The organism is Methylobacterium sp. Gmos1 (assembly GCF_053764715.1).
Genome location: NZ_JBSNCC010000021.1, coordinates 36445 through 60258, shown reverse-complemented (window position 1 = coordinate 60258; position 23814 = coordinate 36445). Strand labels below are relative to the sequence as shown.

General features: G+C 70.0%; 23 protein-coding genes. 11 read left to right on the top strand and 12 right to left on the bottom strand.

What is annotated here, in order from left to right; all coding sequences use genetic code 11:
* The first annotated feature begins 111 nt into the window (after positions 1–111).
* Positions 112–591, top strand: a complete 480-nt coding sequence (locus tag ACS5PV_RS27560) for a DUF2306 domain-containing protein (RefSeq protein ID WP_455398524.1) — start codon at positions 112–114, stop codon at positions 589–591.
* 97 nt (positions 592–688) lie between these two features.
* Here ACS5PV_RS27560 and ACS5PV_RS27555 read toward each other — a convergent pair whose 3' ends face one another.
* Entirely contained in the window at positions 689–1018 is a 330-nt protein-coding gene (locus ACS5PV_RS27555; protein ID WP_455398523.1) for a DUF6949 family protein, read from the bottom strand.
* A gap of 252 nt (positions 1019–1270) precedes the next feature.
* Here ACS5PV_RS27555 and ACS5PV_RS27550 point away from each other — a divergent pair, with 252 nt between their 5' ends.
* Positions 1271–1978, top strand: a complete 708-nt coding sequence (locus tag ACS5PV_RS27550; RefSeq protein ID WP_455398522.1) for a hypothetical protein — start codon at positions 1271–1273, stop codon at positions 1976–1978.
* A 9-nt stretch (positions 1979–1987) separates the two neighbouring features.
* Here the strand turns inward: ACS5PV_RS27550 and ACS5PV_RS27545 are convergent, their stop codons facing one another.
* The 4 genes from ACS5PV_RS27545 to ACS5PV_RS27530 form a co-directional block, all read right to left on the bottom strand.
* The gene (locus ACS5PV_RS27545) at positions 1988–2185 is read right to left on the bottom strand and encodes a DUF3126 family protein (RefSeq protein ID WP_210344710.1); all 198 of its coding nucleotides are present in this window, start codon (positions 2183–2185) and stop codon (positions 1988–1990) included.
* A 232-nt stretch (positions 2186–2417) separates the two neighbouring features.
* Positions 2418–3257, bottom strand: coding sequence for a serine O-acetyltransferase (gene cysE, locus ACS5PV_RS27540; protein ID WP_455398521.1), 840 nt, complete (start codon positions 3255–3257; stop codon positions 2418–2420).
* A 164-nt stretch (positions 3258–3421) separates the two neighbouring features.
* Positions 3422–4180, bottom strand: coding sequence for a response regulator (locus ACS5PV_RS27535; RefSeq protein WP_455398520.1), 759 nt, complete (start codon positions 4178–4180; stop codon positions 3422–3424).
* Between the two features lie 200 nt (positions 4181–4380).
* Positions 4381–4608, bottom strand: a complete 228-nt coding sequence (locus ACS5PV_RS27530) for a hypothetical protein (RefSeq protein ID WP_455398519.1) — start codon at positions 4606–4608, stop codon at positions 4381–4383.
* A 303-nt stretch (positions 4609–4911) separates the two neighbouring features.
* Between ACS5PV_RS27530 and ACS5PV_RS27525 the strand changes: the two genes are divergently transcribed.
* A complete protein-coding gene (locus ACS5PV_RS27525) occupies positions 4912–6657 on the top strand; it encodes an ATP-binding response regulator (protein ID WP_455398518.1) in 1746 nt (581 codons plus the stop codon).
* A gap of 343 nt (positions 6658–7000) precedes the next feature.
* Here ACS5PV_RS27525 and ACS5PV_RS27520 read toward each other — a convergent pair whose 3' ends face one another.
* The 7 genes from ACS5PV_RS27520 to ACS5PV_RS27490 all read right to left on the bottom strand — a co-directional run bounded on the left by ACS5PV_RS27520 (position 7001) and on the right by ACS5PV_RS27490 (position 16650).
* Positions 7001–7291 (bottom strand): formate dehydrogenase subunit delta, encoded by a 291-nt coding sequence (locus ACS5PV_RS27520; RefSeq protein WP_455398517.1) that lies wholly within the window; start codon positions 7289–7291, stop codon positions 7001–7003.
* A 10-nt stretch (positions 7292–7301) separates the two neighbouring features.
* Positions 7302–8138, bottom strand: a complete 837-nt coding sequence (gene fdhD, locus ACS5PV_RS27515; RefSeq protein WP_455398516.1) for a formate dehydrogenase accessory sulfurtransferase FdhD — start codon at positions 8136–8138, stop codon at positions 7302–7304.
* Positions 8125–10986: a formate dehydrogenase subunit alpha gene (gene fdhF / locus ACS5PV_RS27510; protein ID WP_455398515.1), complete on the bottom strand. Its 2862-nt coding sequence runs from the start codon at positions 10984–10986 to the stop codon at positions 8125–8127. The genes fdhD and fdhF overlap by 14 nt, the downstream gene beginning before the upstream one ends.
* Positions 10987–10997: 11 nt before the next feature.
* Positions 10998–12560, bottom strand: a complete 1563-nt coding sequence (locus tag ACS5PV_RS27505) for a formate dehydrogenase beta subunit (RefSeq protein ID WP_455398514.1) — start codon at positions 12558–12560, stop codon at positions 10998–11000.
* Entirely contained in the window at positions 12557–13054 is a 498-nt protein-coding gene (locus ACS5PV_RS27500) for a formate dehydrogenase subunit gamma (protein WP_455398513.1), read from the bottom strand. Before ACS5PV_RS27500 ends, ACS5PV_RS27505 begins: the two co-directional genes overlap by 4 nt.
* Before the next feature lie 841 nt (positions 13055–13895).
* Positions 13896–15587, bottom strand: coding sequence for a methyl-accepting chemotaxis protein (locus ACS5PV_RS27495; protein WP_455398512.1), 1692 nt, complete (start codon positions 15585–15587; stop codon positions 13896–13898).
* 154 nt (positions 15588–15741) lie between these two features.
* Entirely contained in the window at positions 15742–16650 is a 909-nt protein-coding gene (locus ACS5PV_RS27490; protein ID WP_455398511.1) for a LysR family transcriptional regulator, read from the bottom strand.
* Positions 16651–16951: 301 nt separating this feature from the next.
* Between ACS5PV_RS27490 and coxB the strand changes: the two genes are divergently transcribed.
* The 8 genes from coxB (at position 16952) to ACS5PV_RS27450 (ending at position 23770) form a co-directional block, all read left to right on the top strand.
* Positions 16952–17827, top strand: a complete 876-nt coding sequence (coxB, locus tag ACS5PV_RS27485; RefSeq protein WP_455398556.1) for a cytochrome c oxidase subunit II — start codon at positions 16952–16954, stop codon at positions 17825–17827.
* Positions 17828–17912: 85 nt separating this feature from the next.
* A complete protein-coding gene (gene ctaD, locus ACS5PV_RS27480) occupies positions 17913–19541 on the top strand; it encodes a cytochrome c oxidase subunit I (RefSeq protein WP_455398510.1) in 1629 nt (542 codons plus the stop codon).
* Between the two features lie 187 nt (positions 19542–19728).
* Positions 19729–20679, top strand: coding sequence for a heme o synthase (locus tag ACS5PV_RS27475; RefSeq protein ID WP_455398509.1), 951 nt, complete (start codon positions 19729–19731; stop codon positions 20677–20679).
* Positions 20680–20709: 30 nt separating this feature from the next.
* Entirely contained in the window at positions 20710–20865 is a 156-nt protein-coding gene (locus tag ACS5PV_RS27470; RefSeq protein WP_177302967.1) for a hypothetical protein, read from the top strand.
* Between the two features lie 20 nt (positions 20866–20885).
* On the top strand, positions 20886–21479 hold the full coding sequence (locus ACS5PV_RS27465; RefSeq protein WP_455398508.1) for a cytochrome c oxidase assembly protein: 594 nt from the start codon (positions 20886–20888) through the stop codon (positions 21477–21479).
* A gap of 160 nt (positions 21480–21639) precedes the next feature.
* On the top strand, positions 21640–22497 hold the full coding sequence (locus ACS5PV_RS27460; protein WP_455398507.1) for a cytochrome c oxidase subunit 3: 858 nt from the start codon (positions 21640–21642) through the stop codon (positions 22495–22497).
* Positions 22498–22604: 107 nt separating this feature from the next.
* On the top strand, positions 22605–22973 hold the full coding sequence (locus tag ACS5PV_RS27455; RefSeq protein WP_455398506.1) for a DUF983 domain-containing protein: 369 nt from the start codon (positions 22605–22607) through the stop codon (positions 22971–22973).
* On the top strand, positions 22970–23770 hold the full coding sequence (locus tag ACS5PV_RS27450; RefSeq protein ID WP_455398505.1) for an SURF1 family protein: 801 nt from the start codon (positions 22970–22972) through the stop codon (positions 23768–23770). Before ACS5PV_RS27455 ends, ACS5PV_RS27450 begins: the two co-directional genes overlap by 4 nt.
* Positions 23771–23814 lie beyond the last annotated feature (44 nt).

Here is a 23814-nt window from a genome sequence, read left to right as displayed (position 1 = left end):
GATTGAACACGCCGCCGATCTCGCGGCGCGGCGAGCCGCATCCCGGTCGCCGCCGCGCGGACGCCGAAGGTGACGTGCTCGGCAACGGTACGGTCCGGGGAGAGTCAAACCATGCCCACCCTCACCACACCGGGTACCATCCATACGGTGCTGGCGGCGGTTGGGATCGTGCTCGGCATGGTGCAATTTCTGACCCGCAAGCGTGGCAGCCTGCATCGCGCCGTCGGCTACGCGTTCGTCTACGCCATGCTGGTCGCCGATTGCGCGGCCCTGCTCGTCTTTCAGTTCACGGGCGTATTCAACATCTTGCATGTCGGGGCACTGACGAGCCTCGCCTGCATCGCAGCAGGCCTTTGGCCGGTCCTCCGCTCCCCCCGGCGCACCGACTGGCGCGAGAAGCACTATCTCTGGATCTCATGGTCGTATGTCGGGCTGCTCGCTGCGGCGGCGACCGAGCTCGTCGTGCGCACCCTGCCGCTCCGAAATGCGGGCGAGGCCTGGCTCGTGACCTTGGCGGTCACCCTGGTCGTGACGCTGGCCGGCCGAGTCCTCATCCTCCGCCATCGACCGGCCGCGAGCGGTCCTGCGTGAATTGGCCGACAAGGGCCGGCCAGGACGCGGCGCCCCGACACGGTAGACGCGGATACCGCTGCGGCAGACGCTCGATGCCTGCCCTGCCGGGCGGCCTTCAGGCGCCCGAGACCAGATGGGCGAGATCCAGCACAACCCGGCCCGAGACCAGGCTCCAGCCGCAGGCCAGCATCGTCGCCAGCATCACGAACGGGATCGGCCGCCTCTCGATCCGCCGGCCGCGCACGGTGTTGCGCAGGATGATGAACGGCGCCCCGAAGGCGAGGATCGGCAGGGAGGCGATGGCCACGAGGCCGCCGCCCGACAGGAGGCCGAAGCTCGCGCGCCGCGCCGTCGCCCACTCGAAGGCGCTGGCCAGCAGGCCCGCGAAGGCGAGGCCGAGCACCAGGGTCTGGATGTTCTCGAGGGCGGAGGGCGAGAGGTTCATGGGAGGTTAAACTCCGGCAGGCGCGTTCGTCCCACCCTGCGCCAGGCGCGATTTCGGGTTATGGTTAATTTTTCGTTATCCACAGCTCTTTGAGGCCGGTCCCGTTGCGGGATTTCCCTCGGCATGGGGCGCCCATGTCACGGAAATTCACCCCTCGACCGGGTCTCGGTAAGCAGCCGTTAACGATCGAGGCCGAACGTTCCGGGAGATGCCCGCTCCGGGCATCGATCGAACGAATCGGAGGCGGGCGCCATGGGGCCTGCACTGAGCGCCACCGTGGCGCGGCTCGAACGGGACGTGAGTCACGCGGCGCAGGCCGGCCGTCCGGCCGTCTCGCCCGTCGCCGGCCATCCGGTCGACCGGCGCCTGTTCCTGGCGGCGGCCCTCGGGCTCGCCGGATCCCTCGCGCTCACGGGCGTCGTCGCCGCTTGGCTCGCCCGGCCGATGGCGCCGGCCGGGCCAGTGGTGGTGAGCACCCTCGCCGCCCGGCCCCTGGTGGTGCCAGCCGCCTGGATCGTGCGGCCCGGTGCCGTCGCCGAGGCGACGCCGGAGCGAATCGACCTCGCGATCCCGTGGACCGAGCTGACCGGCAGCGCCCTGCCCGGCCTGATGCGGGTGACCGCGACCCGGGCGTCGGAGACGGAAAGCCCCTTGAGCCCGGCCCGGCGCTACGCCCGCTTCCTGACCGCGGAGGCGCAGCCGCTCGGCGACGGCCTGATGCGCCGGCGCTTCCGGGCCGGCACGCCGTTCGAGGGCGAGGACCTGTATCTGGCGCAAGGAGAAGGCAGCCGGTTCGCGGCGCGCTGCGTGACCGGTCAGGTACCGGAGCCGGACGCCGCCTGCCTCAGCGAGATCCGGATCGGCGGCGTGAGCCTGCGCCTGCGCTTCTCGGCCGACCGGCTCCCCTCCTGGAGCGCCGGCCTCGCCGGGCTGGAGCGCCTGTTCGGCCCCAGCCCTTGAGACCTGAACCTACTCGTCCAGGTCGGTGTCGAGGATCGCCATCGAGAAGTTGAACGAGCGGTCGCCGTCCTCGTCGTCGACCGACAGGACGCCGACGAATTCCTCGCCGATATAGACCTCGGCCGAGTCCGTCTTCTTGGGACGGGCAACGAGCCGGATGTTGTGGTTGGCGAAAGTGCGGCGAAGGTAGCCCTCCACCTTCGTCATCTCGGTCTTGTTCACGCTGGCCTCTTCACGCGCTTGGCCGCGACCGCGCCCGACGAAAGGCGCGGGCACGGGCTGCCTTCAACGAGGACCCGAGAGCCGCAGGCGGGCTCGGGATGCGACGGCCCTTCACCACCGGGCGTTCCGCGCGGGCGGTCCACGGGGGGCTCGGGCCGTAGGGCCCCCGCCTTGCCACGGCGGGGCCGGGCGGGCAAGGCGGCGGCGACCCGGGCGGTCAGATCCCGTCCATCAGGTGGATGAACTGGTCCATCGCGCGCGCCGGATCGGAGCAGCCGGCCGAGCCGACGACGCGGGCCGGCACGCCGACCACCGTGGTGCAGGGCGGCACCGCCTGGAGTACCACCGACCCGGCGGCGACCCGGGCGCGGGCCCCGACCTCGATGTTGCCGAGGATTTTGGCGCCGGCGCCGATCATCACGCCCTGGCGGATCTTCGGGTGGCGGTCGCCGCCGTGCTTGCCGGTGCCGCCGAGGGTCACGTCGTGCAGCATCGAGACCTCGTCCTCGATCACCGCGGTCGAGCCGACGACGAGGCCGGTGGCGTGGTCGAGGAAGATGCCGCGGCCGATCCGCGCTGCCGGGTGGATGTCGGTCTGGAAGACTTCCGACGAGCGGCTCTGGAGGTAAAGCGCGAGGTCGCGCCGGCCGCGGGTCCAGAGCCAGTGGCCGAGGCGGTGGGCCTGGATGGCGTGGAAGCCCTTGAAATACAGCACCGGCTCGATCGCCCGGCCGGCGGCCGGGTCGCGATCGATCACCGCGCCGATATCGGCCCGGAAGGCCTGGCCGATGCCGGGATCGTCGGCCACCGCCTCGCCGAAGCTCTGGGCGATCAGGTCGGCGGTCAGCGCCGGATGGCCGAGCCGCGAGGCGACGCGGTGCGACACCGCCGATTCGAGGGTGGAATGGTTGAGGACGCTCGCGAACAGGAACGAGGCCAGGCGCGGCTCGTCGCGCATCACGGCCTCGGCCTCCTGGCGCAGCCGCCGCCAGACCGGATCGACGGTGCCGGCGACCGGATCGGCCCCGGACAGGGTGGGAGCGGGGCTGGACGACAACGGCCTTCTCCTCGGCAGCGGCGATGGGCGAACGAATCTCCACGCCATGCTCATAGCGCGACGGCAATCCCGGCGCGACGTCGCTCTCCCGCCATAGCGTGGAGCGGCGCCCCCGGTTCATCAAGCCCCGGGCCGCGAAACCCTGCCGTGCGGCAGGGCCTTCCTCAATCGCCGTCGGGGCGGAAAACGTAGCCCATGCCCCGCACGGTCTTGATGAAACGCGGGTTGGCCGGGTCGGGTTCGACCTTCTTGCGGATGCGGTTGATCCGCACGTCGATCGCCCGATCGAACGCCTCCGGGTCGCGGGCATCCGCCAGGTCGAGCAGGCGCTCGCGGGTCAGCACGCGCTTAGGGTTGTCGAGGAAGGCCTTGAGCAGGGCGTATTCGGAGCGGGTCAGGATCTGCTCGGTGCCGGCCTCGTCGCGCAGGCGCAGCGTCTCGGTATCGACGATCATGCGGCCGAATCGGACCCCGTTCTCCTGCCTCGCCGGAGGCTGGGCTCCCTGCTGTGTCCCGTGCGGGGCCGGCTCGGGCGCGGCGCCGCGGGCCTGCGCCGCCCGGCGCAGCACCGAGCGGATGCGGGCCACGAGCTCGCGCAGCTCGCAGGGCTTGGGCAGGTAATCGTCGGCACCGAGCTCGAGGCCGACCACCCGGTCGATCGGGCTCGCGGTGGCGGTGAGCATGATGATCGGGATCGTCGAGCGGCCCTTGAGGTCGCGCACGATCGACAGCCCGTCCTCCTCCGGCATGTTGAGGTCGAGGACGATGAGGTCCGGGGCGATCTCGGCGAGGCGGCGGCGCAGGGCGCGGCCGCCGTCGCACAGGCTGACCTCGAACCCGTGCATCCGCAGGTAGTCGCCCACCATGGCGCGGGCATCGGGCTCGTCGTCGACCACGACGACGTGCGGGGCGGCACCGGTCATCATGGCTCCCCCGGGCGGACAGCGCGCCCGCGTCCCCGCCTCGTCATCCCGCACCCCCGTGCCGCGGCGGTCCCGCGAGACCGGAACGCCAGTGACGACAATGCCGTGCCGGGCGCCTTCCGTCCACGTGCCGTGCCGGGGGCCGGGATGCGGCGGGGAATTTGTCCTCAGATCATCGTGCCCGGTCGCCATCGCCGGCCTCAGCCGAGGATGCGGGCGAGCCGCTCGGCGATCCGGGCGCGCGAGGCGGCCGAGAGGGCGCCCGGCGCCTCGGCCTCGATCAGCGCGGCGATCTGCGCCCGGCTCGGACGCTGCGGGCGCGAATCCTGGAGCAGCGCGTCGAGGGCGTCGAGATCGCGCTGCCAGGGCGCATCGTCGGACAGCGGAGCGGCGATCGCGCCGACATGTTCCGGGACCACGTGAAGCATGGCGTGCCTCCCTTTTCTGCAAGCGTGGCGCTTGTAGGCGGGCTCTGTTGCATCATCATTACGTGGTCGTCGTCGTCGCGCGGGATGTGCTCTCGCGCACCCGGCGCACCGAGTCCTCGCCCCGGCGAGGGCCCGGTCATTCCCCCCGGCGTCCTTTCGTCGATGGAACGGCGCGCGACGAATGACGGTGGAGCAGGGTCCTTCGTCTGTCGCGACCTTGTCGTTTCGCGTTCCCCCGGCCAGGATGCCGGCGCGAAGCTTCGCACGCCGCCGGCACGGCCGGGGCCGCGCGCACGGACGATCATGAGCGACGACGACATCCTCTTCCTGCTGCCGGACGACGAGCCCGGCGCGGACATGCAAGCCGCCGCCTGGCCGGTGATGGTGGTCGACGACGACCCCGCGGTGCACGAGGGCACCCGCTTCGCCCTCGCCGGCTACGGGCTAGACGGGGCCGGCCTCGAGCTGATCTCGGCCTACTCGGCGGCCGAGGCTCGCTCCCTGCTCTCGGCCCGGCGCGGCATGGCGGTGATCCTGCTCGACGTCGTGATGGAGACCGACGACGCGGGCCTGCGCCTCGTCGACTTCGTCCGGCGCGAATTGAAGGACGACACCGTGCGCATCATCCTGCGCACCGGCCAGCCCGGCCAGGCGCCGGAGCGGCGCGTCATCGTCGACTACGACATCAACGACTACAAGGCGAAAACCGAGCTCACCGCCGACAAGCTGTTCACCAGCCTGACCGCGGCGCTCCGCGCCTACCAGCAACTCAAGCGCCTGGAGGAGACCCGGCGCGGGCTCGAGATCATCATCGACGCCGCCCCGATGCTGCTCGACTACAAGTCGATGCAGCGGCTGGCCGAGGGCGTGCTGACCCAGGTCTCCTCGCTCCTCAACGTCGCCTGCGAGGGCATCCTGGTCCTGCGCGAGCAATCCGGCCCGCAGGACGCGGTGAGCGTGCTCGCGGGCTCCGGCTGCTACCAGCACCTCGCCGGCGACGGGCAGCGGCCCCTCGACGACGATGTGCGGACGATCGTCGCCCAGGCCTTCGCCGAGCGGCGCCACACCTTCGGCGACCGCTGGTCGACCCTCTACGTCCACACTGCGAGCGGCAGCGAGATCGTCGCCCTCCTCAAGGCCGACCGCTCGCTGTCGGAGACCGACCGGGCGCTCATCGGCCTGTTCACCTCGCGCCTGTCGGTCGCCTTCGACAACGTGATCCTCTACGAGCAATTGCAGCGGGCCAATATCGGCCTGGAGCAGCGGGTGGTGGAGCGCACCGCCGAGCTGATGCGGGCCAACCGCCGGCTGGCCATGCAGCGCTCGGACCTTCGCCGCGCCAACCAGCTCAAGACCGAGATCCTGGGCACGGTCGCCCACGACCTCAAGAACCCGCTCGCCGTGATCCTCGGCCGGACCGAGATGCTCGGCGACATGATCGAGACCAGACCGCCGCCGGCGGAAGCGATGCACGCCCAGATCGGCCATATCCGCGACACGGCGCGCCGCCTCACCGGCATGATCGAGACTCTGATCGCCGACGCGATGACCGACGCCCTCGACATCGTGCTGCGGCGCGAGCCGGTCGATTTCGCGGCCCTCGCCCGCGAGGTGTCGCAGGCCAACGCGCCGCTGGCCGAGACCAAGGGCCAGACCCTGCGCTCGCAGATCCCCGACAGCCTCACGCTCCACGGCGACGCCGAGCGCCTGCGCGAGGCGATGGACAACCTGATCTCGAACGCCATCAAGTATTCGCCGACCGGCGCCGAGATCGTCGTCACGGTAGCGCAGGAGGCCGACGAGACGGTCTACGCGGTCCGCGACTACGGGCCGGGCCTGTCGCCGGAGGATATCGGCCGCCTGTTCGGCCGCTTCCAGCGCCTCTCCGCCAAGCCCACGGCGGGCGAGGGCTCGACGGGCTTAGGGCTGTCGATCGTCAAGCGGATCGCCGATCTGCATGGCGGACGGGCGACCGCCGAGACCCACGCGCCGGAGCCGGGATCCACTTTCGCGATCCGGCTGCCGAACGGGGCGGGCGAGGTCGTGTGAGCAGGGCGTGTTGACTGTCGGTCAGCGAACCATACAATTTAGACCCGGAGTGGGACGGGGGCTGCTACCCCCGCCCCTTTTGATGCTCCGACTACCCGAGCTGTACGCGGAGGATCAGTGTCACGCTGGTCCTCCGCACTCGCTTATAGAACATCAAAACGCGAAAGCGTGGCCGAAACCACCCCATCGTCGCCTCCTGGGTTCATGACCGGCGATGCTCTCACCCTAAGACACCCGGCCGTTTGCCGGGTGTGGGGCCGTGACGCCCTGGCGCTTTCCGCTCGATCACACGACCAGATGACCATAGGTCAGGTCCGGCTGCAAGGCGGTCCGGCGACCGGCCTTACCCTGCGTCGCTCGCTCCCAACCCCTGCGCCTGCGGGTCCGCCACCGCGTCCCGGATCGGGCTGCGGGCCTTCGGGGCGATCTTGAGCGCCATCAGCGCCAGCGGATCGAGGCCGTGCTCGTCGTCGGAGCAGTAGGTGACGAGCTGGTCGCGCATCCGCGGGGTCCAGAACGAAGTGACGTGCTTGTGGATGCCCGCCACAGCCTCGTCCTGCGGGTAGGAGCGGAAGAAGGCGGCGATCTGGTTCGCCATGCGGACGAGCTTCTCGTTCGGGTCGACGGCGCTCATTGCGAAATACTCACGGAACGGTCAGGCGCTCGGGGGCGGTGAACAGGGTGACGGTATCGTGGCGGGCGATCGCCGCGAGGGTCAGGCCGTGGAGCGCCGCGCGCTCGACGGCGAGCGAGGTCGGGGCCGAGATCGCCACCAGGATCGCCGCGCCGAAGCTCGCCGCCTTCTCGACCATCTCGAACGAGCACCGGCTGGTGATGACGAGGAAGCCGTCCGCAGGCGCGGCGCCGGCCCTCAGCAGCGCGCCGATCAGCTTGTCGAGGGCGTTGTGACGCCCGACATCCTCGCGCAATGCGAGCACGTCGCCGTCGCGGGTCGCCCAGGCGGCGGCGTGAACCGCCCGGGTCTCGCGGCCGAGCACCTGGAGGTCGTCGAGGGCCTTCAGCGCCCGCTCGACGGCCGAGAGCGAGACCGTGACGCCCTCCGTCGCGCGCCGCTCGGCCCGGGGGATGTCCTTGAGGTCGTCGATGCCGCAGACGCCGCAGCCGGTCCGGCCCGAGAGCGCCCGCTTGCGGGCGAGGTGCTCGCGCAGGCGCCCCGGGGCGAGGTCGACGACGAGGCGCAGGCCCCCCTCGCCGTCCTCGACGATCGCGCCGCGGATCTCGTCGGCGCCCGCGACGATGCCTTCGGTCAGGCTGAAGCCGTAGGCGAAATCCTCGAGGTCGGCCGGCGTCGTCATCATCACGGCGTAGGGAACGTCGCCGTAGATCACGTTCACCGGCATCTCGACGGCGAGCGGGCGCGTTCCGTCCCGCTCCTCGCCGCGCCCGTAGGCGACGACCCGGGTCGGGACGGCAAAGCTCGTCGCGGGAGATCTCGTCGCGACGCCGCTACTCGGCGGCATCGAGGTTGTGTGCGATGCGGGTGAGGGAGATGTCTTCCTCATAGAACCGGGCCTGCCAATCGGAGGGCCGGTTGGTACGCCGAACCTGCACCGCCGTCACCTTGTACTCGGGGCAGTTCGTCGCCCAGTCGGAGTAGTCGGTGGTGATGACGTTGGCGCCGGTCTTGGCGTGGTGGAAGGTGGTGTAGACCACACCCGGCTGCATCCGCTCGGTGACCCGGGCCTTGAGCGCGATGTCGCCCGACCGGCTCTCCAGGCCGACGAGGTCGCCGTCGACGATGCCGCGGCTCTCGGCGTCGAAGGGATGGATCTCCAGCACGTCTTCCGGGTGCCACAGCGAGTTGGCGGTGCGCCGCGTCTGCGCCCCGACATTGTACTGCGACAGGATGCGGCCGGTGGTCAGGATCAGCGGGAACTTGCGGGTCGTGCGCTCGTCGGACGGCACGAACTCGGTGAGCATGAACCGGCCCAGCCCCCGCACGAAGCGGTCGACATGCATCATCGGCGTGCCCTGCGGCGCCGCATCGTTGCACGGCCACTGGATCGAGCCGAGCTCCTCGAGCCTGGCGTAGGAGACGCCGGCAAAGCTCGGGGTGAGACGGGCGATCTCGTCCATGATCTCGGACGGATGCGAATAGGCCATTGGGTAGCCCAGCGCCTTGGAGAGCAGCATCGTGCCCTCCCAGTCGCCGTAGCCGCCCATCGGCGCCATCACCTGGCGCACCCGGCTGATCCGCCGCTCGGCATTGGTGAAGGTGCCGTCCTTCTCCAGGAACGAGGCGCCGGGCAGGAAGACGTGGGCGTACTTGGCGGTCTCGTTCAGGAACAGGTCCTGGACGACGATGCACTCCATCGCCTTGAGGCCGGCGGTGACGTGGTGGGTGTCGGGGTCGGACTGGGCGATGTCCTCGCCCTGGATGTAGAGCCCCTTGAACGTGCCGGCGACGGCCTCGTCGAGCATGTTGGTGATGCGCAGGCCCGGATCGGGCGAGAGCGCGGCGCCCCACAGCGCCTCGAAGGTCTCGCGGGTGGCGTCGTCCGAGACGTGGCGGTAGCCGGTCAGCTCGTGCGGGAACGAGCCCATGTCGCAGGAGCCCTGGACGTTGTTCTGGCCCCGCAGCGGGTTCACGCCGGCGCCCGGCTTGCCGATGTTGCCGGTGGCCATGGCGAGGTTCGCCATGCCCATCACCATGGTCGAGCCCTGGCTGTGCTCGGTGACGCCGAGACCGTAATAGATCGCGGCCGCCCCCCCCTTGGCGTAGAGCCGCGCCGCCGCCCGCACCTCGGCCGGATCGCAGCCGGTGAGCTCCTGCACCGCTTCCGGCGCGTGGCGCTCGTCGGCGATGAAGCGGGCCCAGATCTCGAAATCCTTGAGGTCGCAGCGCGCGCGGACGTAGGCCTCGTTGATCAGCCCCTCGGTCACGACGACGTGGGCGAGCGCGTTGACGACCGCCACGTTGGCGCCGGGCTTGACCGCGAGATGATGCGCCGCCCGGATATGGGGCGACTTGACGAGGTCGATCCGGCGCGGATCGATCACGATCAGCTTGGCGCCCTGGCGCAGGCGCTTCTTCATCCGCGAGCCGAAGACCGGGTGGCCGTCGGTCGGGTTGGCGCCGATCACGAGGATCACGTCGGAGGCTTCCACCGACTTGAAGTCCTGGGTGCCGGCCGAGGTGCCGAGCGTCGACATCAGGCCGTAGCCGGTCGGCGAGTGGCAGACCCGGGCGCAGGTATCGACGTTGTTGTTGCCGAACGCCGCCCGCACCAGCTTCTGAACGAGGTAGGCCTCCTCGTTGGTGCAGCGCGACGAGGTGATGCCGCCGATCGAATCGCGCCCGTACTGCGCCTGGATGCGCTTGAAGGCGGAGGCGGCGTGGGAGATCGCCTCCTCCCACGACACCTCGCGCCAGGGATCGGTGATCTTATCGCGCACCATCGGCGTGGTGATGCGATCCTGGTGGGTGGCGTAGCCGTAGGCGAAGCGGCCCTTGACGCAGGAATGGCCCTCGTTCGCCTTGCCGTCCTTGTAGGGCACCATGCGGACGACCCGGTCGCCCTGCATCTCGGCCTTGAACGAGCAGCCGACGCCGCAATAGGCGCAGGTCGTGACCTTGGCATGCTCCGGCTGGCCCATGGCGATGACCGACTTCTCCTGGAGCGTCGCCGTCGGGCAGGCCTGCACGCAGGCGCCGCAGGAGACGCACTCGGAATTGAAGAAGTCGGTCGGACCGGCCGCCACCCGCGAGTCGAAGCCGCGGCCGGCGATGGTCAGCGCGAAGGTACCCTGCACCTCCTCGCACGCCCGGACGCAGCGGTTGCAGACGATGCACTTCGACGGGTCGTAGGCGAAGTACGGATTCGACTCGTCCTTGGGCAGGTACAGCTCGGAATTCTTCGAGACGTGGTTGGCGCCGTCGTAGCCGTAGCGCACCTCGCGCAGACCCACCCTGCCGGCCTGGGTCTGCAACTCGCAATCGCCGTTGGCCGAGCAGGTCAGGCAATCGAGGGGGTGGTCGGAGATGTAGAGCTCCATCACCCCCTTGCGCAGGCGCGCGAGCTTGTCGGACTGCGTGCGCACCACCATGCCGGCCTCGGCCGGGGTGGTGCAGGAGGCCGGTGTGCCGCGCCGCCCGTCGATCTCGACGAGGCAGAGCCGGCAGGAGCCGAAGGGTTCGAGCGAATCGGTGGCGCAGAGCTTCGGAACTTGCGTGCCGGCGTGCATCGCCGCCGCCATCACCGAGGTGCCGGCGGGCACGGTCACGCTCCGGCCGTCGATCGTCAGCGTCACGCTCTCGTCGGAGACGCGGATCGGGGTGCCGTAGTCGATTTCCTGGATGAGGGCCATGGCCTGCGTCCTCACTCGGCGGCCAGCGGCAGCCGGGCGCCGCGGCCGGAAAAATCTTCCGGGAAGTGGGTGAGCGCGCTCATCACCGGCACGGGGGTCAGCCCGCCCATGGCGCAGAGCGAGCCGTCGGTCATGACCTCGCAGAGGTCGGCGACGAGGGCGAGGTTTTCGCGAGGCGACTCGCCGGCGATCACCTTGTCGATCGTCTCCACGCCGCGCACGGCGCCGATCCGGCACGGCGTGCACTTGCCGCAGGATTCCGCGGCGCAGAACTCGAAGGCGAAACGGGCCTGGCGCGCCAGATCGACGGTGTCGTCGAACACCACGATGCCGCCGTGGCCGAGGAGACCCTTCTTCGCCGCGAAGGCCTCGTAATCGAGGGGGGTATCGAACAGGCTCTCGGGGAAGTAGGCGCCGAGCGGCCCGCCGACCTGCACCGCGCGCACCGGACGACCCGAGGCGGTGCCGCCGCCGAATTCCTCGATCACTTGGCGAAGCGTGAGCCCGAAGGCGGTCTCGATCAGGCCGCCGCGCTTGACGTTGCCGGCGAGCTGGATCGGCAGGGTACCGAGCGAACGGCCCATGCCGTAGGCGGCGTAGGCCTCGCCCCCGTGCTCCAGGATCCAAGGGATCGCCGCGAAGGAGAGCACGTTGTTGACGAGCGTCGGCCGACCGAACAGGCCCTTGAGGGCCGGGATCGGAGGTTTCGCCCGTACGATGCCGCGCTTGCCCTCCAGGCTCTCGAGGAGGGAGGTCTCCTCGCCGCAGATATAGGCGCCGGCGCCCAAGCGCGCTTCGAGGTGGAAGGCTGCTCCCGAGCCCATCACGTTCGGGCCGAGGAGACCCGCCCGCTCGGCCGCGGCGATCGCGGTCTCCAGCGCCGCGAAGGCGTGCGGGTACTCGGACCGGCAGTAGATGTAGCCGCGCGTCGCACCCACCGCGACCGCCGCGATGGTCATGCCCTCGATCAGCGTGAGGGGATCGCCTTCCATCAGCATCCGGTCGGCGAAGGTGCCGGAATCGCCCTCGTCGGCGTTGCAGACCACGTATTTCCGGTCCGCCTCGGCCAGCATCACGGTGTTCCACTTGATGCCGGTCGGGAAGCCGGCGCCACCCCGGCCGCGAAGCCCCGAGGCCTTCACCGCCTCGACGGTGCGGGCGGGCCCTGCCGCCAGCGCGGCCTCCAGCCCGCGATACCCGCCATGCGCCCGGTAATCCTCGACCGAGGCCGGATCGACGATCCCGCAGCGGCCGAAAGTCAGGCGCTGCTGGCGCGCGAGGTACGGGTGCGCCTCCGGGCGACCGATCCGCAAGGGGTGGGCGCCGCCCGCTGCCAGCCCGGCATCGAGCAGGGAGTCGACGTCGCCCGGCCGCACCGGGCCGTAGGCGACGCGCCCCTCGGGCGTGGCGACCTCCAGCAGCGGCTCCAGCCACAGCATCCCGCGCGAGCCGGTGCGCACCAGCGTGAGATCGAGGCCACGGGCGGCGGCCGCGCGGGCGAGCGCCCTGGCGACCCGGTCGGCGCCGAGCGCCAGGCTCGCGGCATCCTTCGGGAGATACAGGGTGAGGCTCACGCGGCCGCCTCCGTCAGCGCGTCCGCCAGGGCGTCGAGGTCGAGCCGGCCGACCGGCTCGCCGTCGACGAGGGCCGCCGGGCCGCAGGCGCAGAGCCCGAGGCAGAAGACCGGCTCCACCGTCACCCGCCCGTCCCGGGTGGTGCCGTGCCAGGCGACGTCGTAGCGGGCGAGCACGTCCGCGTGCAGGGCGTCGGCGCCCACCGCCTGGCAGGCCTCGGCCCGGCACAGCTTCACGACGTGGCGGCCCGCCGGCGCCTCGCGAAAATCGTGGTAGAACGTCAGGCAGCCGTGCACTTCCGCCCGCGACAGGTTCAGCGCCTCGGCGATCAGCGGCACGGCCCCCTGATCGACGTAGCCGAAGGTGTCCTGCAAGGCGTGCAGGATCGGCAGCGTCGCGCCCTCGCGGCCGGCGTGGGACGCGACGATCGCGGCCGCCCGGTCGGCGTCCCAGGGCGCCCGGCCCGCCCCGCGGCCAAGGTCGTGGCTCGGCATCGTTTCCAGCCCAGATCGTTATCGTTCTAGGCTGGAGCGTGGGCGGTCGGGGCCACGGGATCAACCGGGCGGTTCCGGTAGCACGACAAGAAATTTTTGTTGAACCGGCAGCTCCCGAGGGAGAAAGCGCGTACGAGCGCGGCGTTTGCGACGAAAGTCCGAGATCGCGGCCCAATCGTCGATCTGCGGGCCCGGGTTGTAGCGCCCACGTTCATCGGGCAGCGTCGAGCCGCTATTATACACGCCGCCCTAATGGTGCATTGCAACGCAACGTCGGTCCCGGTCACGACATCCGCGGCCGTCGATATCGCTTGGCCCGCTCCACTATCGTGACGGATGCAAGCTCTCCAGGCTATCCCGGGGCCTCGCAGCGGAACCCGGGACAATAAATGTTCCGCTTACTCTGATCGAATTTGAGCAGGCGCGGGATCCCCTCTCCAGGTGATGCCGGGCTTGCCCGGTATCGCTACAAGGTTTGGGAGAGGGGTAGGGGTGAGGGTGACGCGCTTCCCTGTAAAGCTCCGAGTGTCGAGCTGTGCAGCTCGACGGTTCCGGACCCTTGCGGAAACCGAGCCACCCTCACGCGGGATCTTCGATCCCCCAGCCCCTCTCCCAAACGGGAGAGGGGAGACGCGCTCGATTTTGGTCTGACCGGACTCAGCGGAAACCGTGCGCCAACGACCGGTGTCGGCCTACGTGCCTGACTGATCGACGCCCCGATCGAACGGGCCCTCCACTTCAGGTCGCGGGGAAGGACTCCAGGAAGCCCCGCGACCCCATCCCCGCGCCTCCGGCAAGCCCCGCCCCTGCGGCGGCGCGATAACCGCCTCAACGGCCACCCTCACGCCGCCCGGACGGTCGCCAGGAACCGCTGCACCTCGGCGGCCAGCGTCTCGGATTGCCGCGACAGCTCGGTGGAGGAGGTCAGGACCTGGCCCGCCGCGGCGCCGGTCTCCTCGGAGGCCTGGGCGACGCCCGCGATGGTGTGGGTGACCTCGCCGGCGCCGGTCGCCGCCTGGTTGACGTTGCGCACGATCTCCTGGGTCGCCGCGCCCTGCTCTTCCACCGCCGCGGCGATCGAGGCCGCCACGGTGTTGATCTCGCGGATCCGCCCGGTGATGCCGCCGATCGCCGCCGCCGCCTGGTCGGTCACGCCCTGGACCTCGCCGATCTGGCGCGCGATCTCCTCCGTCGCGCGGCCGGTCTGGTTGGCGAGTTCCTTGACTTCCGCCGCGACCACCGCGAAGCCGCGCCCCGCCTCGCCGGCCCGGGCCGCCTCGATCGTGGCATTGAGCGCGAGGAGGTTGGTCTGGGAGGCGATCGAGGAGATCAGCCCGACCATGTCGCCGATCCGGCCCGAGGTCTGGCGAAGGGCCTGGACGAGCTGGCCGGTCTGGTCGGCCTCCGTCACGGCGGCCTGCGCGAGCTCGGCCGAGCCCGAGACCTGGCGGCCGATCTCCTGCACCGAGGCGCCGAGTTCTTCGGCCGCGGCGGCCACGGTGTTGACGTTGGCGCTCGCCTCCTCGGCGGCGGCCGCCACGGTGGTCGACTGGCTCGCGGTCTGCGTCGCCGTCGCGGTCATCTGCTGGGCGGTCGCCTGGAGCTCGGTCGCCGAGGCCGAGACCTGCCGGACGATGCCGCCCACCGCGTCCTGGAAGCCGTCGGCGAGTTCCAGCATCGTCTGGCGGCGCGCGGCAATCGCGGCCTCGTCGGCACGGCGGCGGATCTCCGCCTCCTCGGCAGCCTTGCGGGCGACCATGTCCTTGATGCCCTCGACCGCCCGGGCGACCGCGCCGACCTCGTCGCGGCGGGACGCCTCCCGGATGCCGGCATCGATGTCGCCCCGCGCCATGCGGTCGAGCACGCCGACAAGGCTCGCGAGCGGCCGGGTGATGCCGAAGATCGCCACCAGGGCGGCACCGGCGAGGCCGAGCAGGATCGCGGCGGCGCTCACCGCCGCCAGGATGGTGCGCGTCGCCTCGGTCTCAGCATGGAGCCGCCGCGTGCCGTCTTCCAGGTAGCGCTCCAGGTCGGCGGCGAGGTCGTTGCCCGCCCCGATCAGGGCGTTGAAGGTCGGATCGACCGCCTGGTGCACGAGGTTCAGCGCCTCGGCGTTGCGGTTGAGCCGGCCGAGGCGGCGCACCTCGACCACGTTGCGCACGAAGGCCTCGACCCGGGCGGCCTGGGCGTCGATCCGGTCCAGGAAGGCTGGGGCCTGGACCTTCAGGGCCTGGATCGCCGTCGCCACGGTGGGCACGGCCGCGTCGAACCCGGCATTGGCCGCATCCATCTGCGCGTCCTCGGTCTCGGCGATGACGCGGTAGACCCAGTAGTTCAGCTCGAAGATCGCACGGTTGAGCCGGCGGGCATTGGTGGCCGCCTTGCCCTCGCGCATCACGAAGGTGCCGTAAGTGGCGTCGATCACGTCCATGCGTGAATGCGCGTACCACACGCTCCCCGCCGTGACCGCGCCGATCATCAGCACGACGCCGACGATCTTTGACAGGATTCCTATGTTCGACAGCTTCAGCATGACGTTCACCGGCTGGACGTGGCGGGAGCGGATGCACTCTGAAGCAGATAACTTAAACTTGCATTTAACCGCGTCGTTTTACCGGCAACGCGCCTTGCCGGCCGGAGACGCTGCGGCAAGGATCAGGGTCCGAGGACGAAGGTCACGATGGGGCTCAGAGCGCCGCGACCTCCGCCGCCAGCCCCGGGGCGATGGCCCGCGCCTCGGCCAGGAAGGCGGCGACGAGGGGCGTCATCGGATCGCGCTCGGGCACCACGAGGCCGATCGTGTGGCTGACGTCCGGATCGGTGATCGGCACCGCCCGCACCCGCTCGGTGAGGCGGAAGGTCTCGGCGAGCGCCGCCGGCATGATGCTCGCCCACTTGGCGGTGCGCACATGCGTCACCAGCACGATCATCGAGTTCGATTCGAGGAGCGGCGCCGGCTCGGCCCCGGCGGCGCGCAGGTGGCGGTCGATGATGCGGCGGTTCTGCATCGCCGGTGTCAGGAGGCAGAGCGGGATCCGCCCGACCTCGGCCCATGTCACGCTCGCCCGCGCGCCGTAGATCCCGTCGGCGGCGGTGAGCAGCCGGTAATGCTCGCGGTAGAGCGGCAGCGCGGTCACGCGCCCGAGCGGCTCGTCCTCGATGTAGGTGAGGCCCGCGTCGAGCTCGAGGTTGGCGATCTGCCGGGTAATCTCGTGCGAGGTGGCCGACTGCACCGAGAAGCGCACCGCCGGGTGGCGGGCGCGGAAGGGTGTGGTGAGCGCGGCGACCATCGGGGTCGCGGTCGGCACCGCCGCCATCCTGAGCGTGCCGGACAGGCCGCGGCGCAGGGCCGCCACCTCCTGGCGCATGGCCCGCGCATCGCCGACGATGCGCCGCGCCCAGTCGAGCACCCGCTCGCCCTCCGGGGTGAAGCCCTGGAATCGCGAGCCGCGTTGCACCAGAAGCACACCCAGGCGCTCCTCGAGCTGCTTGACCCCGGCCGAGAGGGTCTGCTGCGACACCCCGCAGGCCTGGGCGGCGCGGCCGAAATGCTGCTCCTGGGCGAGCGCCAGGATGAACTCGAGACGGTCGATCATCGAAGGCCGGGGGTCGCGTCCGGCCGGCCGCGAGATCACCTCGGCGCCCTGCGCGGTTTTACGGAATCATTCGAGCCTCGCGACGAATGTCCAGTGCCCACAGGCGAATTCGGCACGCCGATGCGACGCCAACGCCGTTGCGCTTGCGGCGCCATTGTGGTGAGAGACGCCGATCGGGTCTCGGCCGGGTCTAAGGCCGCAGGGCGGCGGGCCGAAGAACCTGCGGCCGAGATTGACGGCGCTCCCGCCGCGCGGGCAGCCGTTGCCGGCAGACAGCCTGTTGGGGAGCATCGAGGGCACCATGGGGATGGCGAGGGCGCAAGGACGGCCGACGGGCCGCGGGTTCTGGGGACGCGCCGCGGCGCTGGCAGCGACCGGGATCCTCGGCACCGCCACGGCCGCGTCGGCGGCGGGCGTGGGCCAGCCGGTGCCGTGGCAGATGGACCTGCAACGGCCGGTGACCGAGGTGGCGACGGAGATCTACAACTTCCACCACCTCCTGAACTGGATCATGCTCGTCATCGTCCTGTTCGTGCTCGGCCTGCTGATCGCGGTGATCTTCAAGTTCAACGAGAAGACGAACCCGACCCCGTCGCGCACCACCCACAACACGATGCTGGAGGTCGCCTGGACGATCGTCCCGGTGCTGATCCTCGTGGCGATCGCGATCCCCTCGTTCCGGGTGCTGCGCACGCAGCTGTCGGATCCGAAGGCCGACCTGATGGTCAAGGTCATCGGCCACGCCTGGTACTGGTCCTACGAGTACCCGCAGGACGTCGGCGGCTTCAAGTTCGACGCCAACCTGCTGGAGGGCGACGACCAGGTGAAGTCGGGCCAGCCGAAGATGCTCGCCACCGACAACGAGATGGTGGTGCCGGTCAACAAGATCGTGAAGATCCAGGTCACGGCCGCCGACGTGATGCATTCCTGGGCGATGCCGTCCTTCGGCTTCAAGATCGACGCGATCCCGGGCCGCCTCAACCAGTTCTGGTTCAAGGCCGAGCGCGAGGGCACCTATCACGGCCAGTGCTCGGAGCTATGCGGCCAGCGCCACGCCTACATGCCGATCACCGTGCGGGTGGTGAGCGAGCAGGCCTTCCAGGCCTGGACCGCCGAGGCCAAGACCAAGTTCGCCCGCACCGACGGCGGCCCGAAGTTCGCCGAGGCGGCGCGCTGATTTCCTGACGCGGGGCGACGCCTGACGGCGCGCCCCGCCCCTTTCGACAGACCAAACCGAGACATTCCTCGAAGAGGCTGACCCCATGGCTCAAGCCGTCACGGCAGGGCACGACCACGCCCACGACCACACCCCACCGTTCTTCCAGCGCTGGTTCAACTCGACCAACCACAAGGACATCGGCACGCTCTACCTGCTGTTCGCCTTCTCGGCGGGCATCGTCGGCGCGTTCCTGTCGTTCGGCATCCGGATGGAGATGGAGGCCCCCGGCCTGCAGTACTTCTCCAACCCGCAGACCTACAACGTGTTCGTCACCGGGCACGGCCTCATCATGGTGTTCTTCATGGTGATGCCGGCCCTCATCGGCGGGTTCGGCAACTGGTTCGTGCCGCTGATGATCGGCGCGCCGGACATGGCGTTCCCGCGCATGAACAACATCTCGTTCTGGCTGACGGTCGCGGGCTTCATGAGCCTCGTCTGCTCGCTGTTCGTCGAGGGCGCGCCCGGCGCGGTCGGCGCCGGCACCGGCTGGACCGTCTACCCGCCGCTCTCCACCGCCGGCCATCCCGGCCCGGCCGTCGACTTCGCGATCTTCGCCCTGCACCTGTCGGGCGCCGGCTCGATCCTCGGCGCGATCAACTTCATCACCACCATCCTGAACATGCGCGCGCCGGGCATGACCCTGCACAAGATGCCGCTGTTCGCCTGGTCGATGCTGGTGACCGCGTTCCTGCTGCTGCTGTCGCTCCCGGTTCTGGCCGGCGCGATCACGATGCTGCTCACCGACCGCAACTTCGGCACCACCTTCTTCGATCCGGCCGGCGGCGGCGACCCGATCCTGTACCAGCACCTGTTCTGGTTCTTCGGCCACCCCGAAGTCTACATCATGATCCTGCCGGCCTTCGGCATCGTCTCGCACATCATCTCGACCTTCTCCCGCAAGCCGGTCTTCGGCTACCTGGCGATGGCCTACGCGATGGTGGCGATCGGCGTCGTCGGCTTCGTGGTGTGGGCCCACCACATGTACACGGTCGGCCTCACCCTCCAGACCCAGTCCTACTTCGTGTTCGCCACCATGGTGATCGCGGTCCCCACCGGCGTGAAGATCTTCTCCTGGATCGCCACGATGTGGGGCGGCTCGATCCGCTTCACCGCCGCGATGCACTGGGCCGTCGGCTTCGTGTTCCTGTTCACCGTCGGCGGCGTCACCGGCGTGATCCTGGCCAACGCCGCCGTCGACCGCTACCTGCACGACACCTACTACGTCGTCGCGCACTTCCACTACGTGCTGTCGCTCGGCGCGGTGTTCATCATCTTCGCCGGTGTCTACTACTGGTTCCCGAAGATGACCGGCCGCATCATCCCCGAATGGGCCGGCAAGCTGCACTTCTGGCTCGCCTTCATCGGCGCCAACGTGCTGTTCTTCCCGATGCACTTCCTCGGCCTCGCCGGCATGCCGCGTCGCTATGCCGACTATCCGGAGGCCTTCGCGGGCTGGCACTGGGTGGCGACCATGGGCGGCCACATCTTCGCGCTCGGCATGGTCGTGTTCGTGATCGGCGTGGTGCTCGCCTTCCGCTCCAAGGAGCGGGCCGCGGACAACCCGTGGGGCGAGGGTGCCACCACCCTGGAGTGGACCCTGACCTCGCCGCCGCCGTTCCATCAGTACGAGACCCTGCCGGTGATCGTGGACGAGCCGTCCCACGCCCACTGAGCGAGGCGAACAATCCGCCGCGGGGATCTCGCGGCGGACCAACATAGCCAGCAGACGCGCCCGGCGATCGGGCGCACATCTTTACGGAGGACCGCCGCCCCGGCGGTCCTCGCTCTTCCCCGGAGCGCCCCGGCGGGCGCTGCGGCGAGGAGCGCGAACCCCAGACACGATGGCCGCGACACCCAGCATGACCTCCCTGACCAACGGCGCGATCTCCGACCGGCCCTTCGCCGAGGCCAGCTCCTCCGGCGGCGAGGTGGCGGATTACTTCGCCCTCCTGAAGCCCCGGGTGATGGCGCTGGTGATCTTCACCGCCCTCGTCGGGATGACGGTGACGCCGTCGCACGTGAACCCGGTGATCGGGGCGATCTCGCTCCTGATGATCGCGGTCGGGGCCGGCGCCTCCGGCTGCCTCAACATGTGGTGGGACGCCGACGTCGACGCGATCATGACCCGCACCCGCACCCGGCCGATCCCCGCCGGGCGGATCCGGCCGAACGAGGCCCTGTCCTTCGGGCTCACCCTCTCGGTCGGCTCGGTGCTGGTGCTGGGTCTTGCCGCGAACTGGCTGTCGGCGGGGCTTCTCGCCTTCACCATCGTGTTCTACGCCGTGATCTACTCGATGTGGCTGAAGCGCTCGACGGCGCAGAACATCGTGATCGGAGGGGCCGCCGGCGCCCTGCCGCCGATGATCGGCCAGGCGGTGGTCACCGGCTCGATCGGGATCGAGGGCACGGTCCTGTTCCTGATCATCTTCATCTGGACGCCGCCGCATTTCTGGGCGCTGGCGCTGGTCAAAGCCGGCGAGTACGCCCGGGCCGGCATCCCGATGATGCCGAACACCGCCGGGCCCGACTCGACCCGCCGCCAGATCCTCGCCTACTCGGTGCTGCTGGCCCCGCTCGGCCTCGCCCCGGTCTTCCTCGGCTTCGGCGGCCTGATCTACGGCGTCGTCGGCCTCGTCGGCGGGCTCGCCATGGTGGCGCTCAGCGTTCAGGTGCTGCGTCGGCGCGAGGGGGATGCGGCCAACAAGGCGGCGATGAGCCTGTTCGGCTTCTCGATCCTCTACCTGTTCCTGCTCTTCTCCGCGCTCCTCGCGGAACAGGGCCTCGGGCTGTTCCGGCCGGTCTTCGGCTGAGCCGCCCTCCCCCCTTCGATCGACGCAGCGATGAGTGCGGTGCCCCAGCAACTGACCCCCGACGAGATCCAGCGCCGGCGCAAGCGCTCCATCGCGATCGCGATGGTGCTCGCCGCCCTGGTCCTGATCTTCTACGTGCTGACGATCGCCAAGCTCGGCCCTCAGGTCCTCAACCGGCCGCTGTGACGCGAAGGGGTGATGCCGTCATGACCGATGCGCGCAACCACCAGCAGAAGCGGGCCCGCACCACGGCGCTCGCCTGTCTCGGCCTCGTCGCCGGGATGACGGCGCTCGCCTTCGCGTTCGTGCCGCTCTACGACCTGTTCTGCAAGGCGACCGGCTACGACGGCACGCCGTTGCGGGGTGCCGCCGCCTCCGGCGCGGTGAGCCAGGACAGCATGCTGGTGCATTTCGACACCAACGTCGCCCCCGGCCTGCCCTGGCGCTTCCAGGCCGAGACGCCGCAGGTGGAGGCGCAGCTCGGCGCGACGAAGACGGTGTTCTTCCGCGTCACCAACACCGGCAGCGTGCCGAGCACCGGCATCGCCACCTTCAACGTCCAGCCCGGGCTGACCGGCGGCTACTTCGTCAAGGTGCAGTGCTTCTGCTTCAACGAGCAGACGCTCCAGCCCGGCGAGACCATGGACTTCCCCGTCGTGTTCTACCTCGAGCCCGGCATCAAGGCCGACGCGAACACCCGCGACCTCACCGAGATGACCCTGTCCTACACCTATTTCGCGTCGAAGAACGGGCAGCCGCAGGCGGCGCTGGCGACGTCGGCGGGGACCAAGGCGAATTGACGAGGTGACAACCCCGCCGGGGCGGCATTAAAGCGTGACCGCAAGCGCCGACGGCGAAGAACGCTGGGGCGCCGGGAGCGAGCCGTTCCGCGTCAAACGAGATCCACGGCCGGCGCGGGGCGCGACCGGTCGCATGAGACCAGGCAGGAGACCCGACACGATGGCCGAGGCGCACGGGAAGCACCACGACTACCACCTCGTCAATCCGAGCCCGTGGCCGCTCGTCGGCTCGATGAGCGGCTTCGTGATGACGACGGGCGCCGTCCTGTGGATGAAGAGCCTGACCATCGCGAACCTCGCGGTCGGTCCCTACGTGTTCTTCGCCGGCCTGCTCGGCGTGCTCTACACCATGCTGAGCTGGTGGCGGGACGTCGTCCACGAGGCCAATACCGGCGATCACACCCGCGTGGTGCAGCTGTCGCACCGCTACGGCATGATGATGTTCATCGCCTCCGAGGTGATGTTCTTCGTCGCCTGGTTCTGGGCCTATTTCGAGGCGGCGCTCTACTCGGCCGACCCAATCCAGGCCTCGCGGGTCGAGTTCACCGGCGGCCTGTGGCCGCCGAAGGGCGTCGAGGCGTTCGACCCCTGGCACCTGCCGCTGCTCAACACGCTGATCCTGCTCACCTCGGGCACCACGATCACCTGGGCTCACCACGCGCTGCTGAACAACGACCGCAAGGGCGTGAAGTACGGCCTGTGGCTGACCATCGCGCTCGGCGCGCTGTTCTCCTGCGTCCAGGCCTACGAGTACGGCCACGCCCATTTCGGCTTCTCGGGCAGCATCTACGCCGCCACCTTCTTCATGGCGACCGGCTTCCACGGCGCCCACGTGCTGATCGGCACGATCTTCCTGGCGGTCTGCCTGTACCGGATCTATCTCGGTCAGTTCACCACCAAGCAGCACCTCGGCTTCGAGTTCGCCGCCTGGTACTGGCACTTCGTCGACGTGGTGTGGCTGTTCCTGTTCGCCGCGATCTACGTCTGGGGCTCGGGCGCCGGCCACGCCGCCCACTGACCGACCGGGCAGCGCCGGAAGCATGAGAGGGCGGCGAAAGCCGCCCTTTTCTTATGACGAGAAACCCCCAGATCGCGCTGGCACCCCCGCGTTCAGGAGTTGAGCCCATGGACACCAACCGCACCGTCGATTCGCCGGCGACCGTGGGCCTGCGCGGGCGCTGCCCGCGCTGCGGCGAGGGGCACCTGTTCAAGGGTTTCCTGAGCTTCCGGCCCTCGTGCGAGGTCTGCGGGCTCGATTACCGCTTCATCGATTCCGCCGACGGGCCGGCCTTCTTCGTGATGTCGATCGTCGGCATCGTGGTGGTGGCGCTCGCGATGTGGGTCGAGTTCGCCTACGAGCCGCCGATGTGGGTGCACGCCGCGCTCTGGGTGCCGCTGTCGGTCGCCTTGAGCCTGATCCTGGTCCGCCCGCTCAAGGGCATGATGGCGGCGCTGCAATATTCCAACAAGGCGGCGGAGGGACGCTTCCGGTGACGACGCTCGGCCCGGCGGAGCGGCGCGCGGCCCTGCGCGACCTGATCGCCCCAGCCCTCGCGACCCTCGTCTGCCTGGGGATCCTGATCGGGCTCGGGGTGTGGCAGCTCGAGCGCAAGGCCTGGAAGGAGGCGCTGATCGACCGGATCGTCGCCCGCTCGCGCATCGAGCCGCCCGCACCCCTGCCGGCCTTCGACGGCTTCGATCCCGCCCGCGACGAGTTCGAGCGGGTGCGCGCCACCGGCCGCTTCCTCCAGGACAAGGAGACGCTCGTCCACGGGCTGGCGCCCGGCGACACGCCGGGCCGGGCGCTCCAGGGCTACTACGTCGTGACGCCGCTGCGCCTCGACGACGGCCGCACCGTGCTCGTCAACCGCGGCTTCGTGCCGACCGAGCTCAAGGACCCGGCCCGCCGCGCCGCCGGACAGGTGGCGGCTGAGACCACCGTCACCGGCATGCTGCGCCAGAGCGAGGCGCGGGCGATGTTCGTGCCGGCGCCGAACCCGCAGACCGGCGAGTGGTTCAACCGCGACGTGCCCGGCATCGCCGCCGCCAAGGGCCTGGCGAACGTCGCCCCCTACCTGATCGAGGCCGACGCGACGCCGAATCCCGGCGGCTGGCCGAAGGGCGGGCAGCTCCGGGTCGATTTGCCGAACAACCACCTGCAATACGCCTTCACGTGGTTCGGCCTCGCGCTCTGCCTCGTCGGGGTGTTCGCGGCCTTCGCCCTGCGGCGCCTGCGGCCCGAGGCTGTGGAGGGCGCCGCACAGGCGCCGGCCTCCCCGCCGCGTCCTTAAAACAGCCGCGTTGTCGATGTCGGGTCCGTCCATGTCCGGTTCAG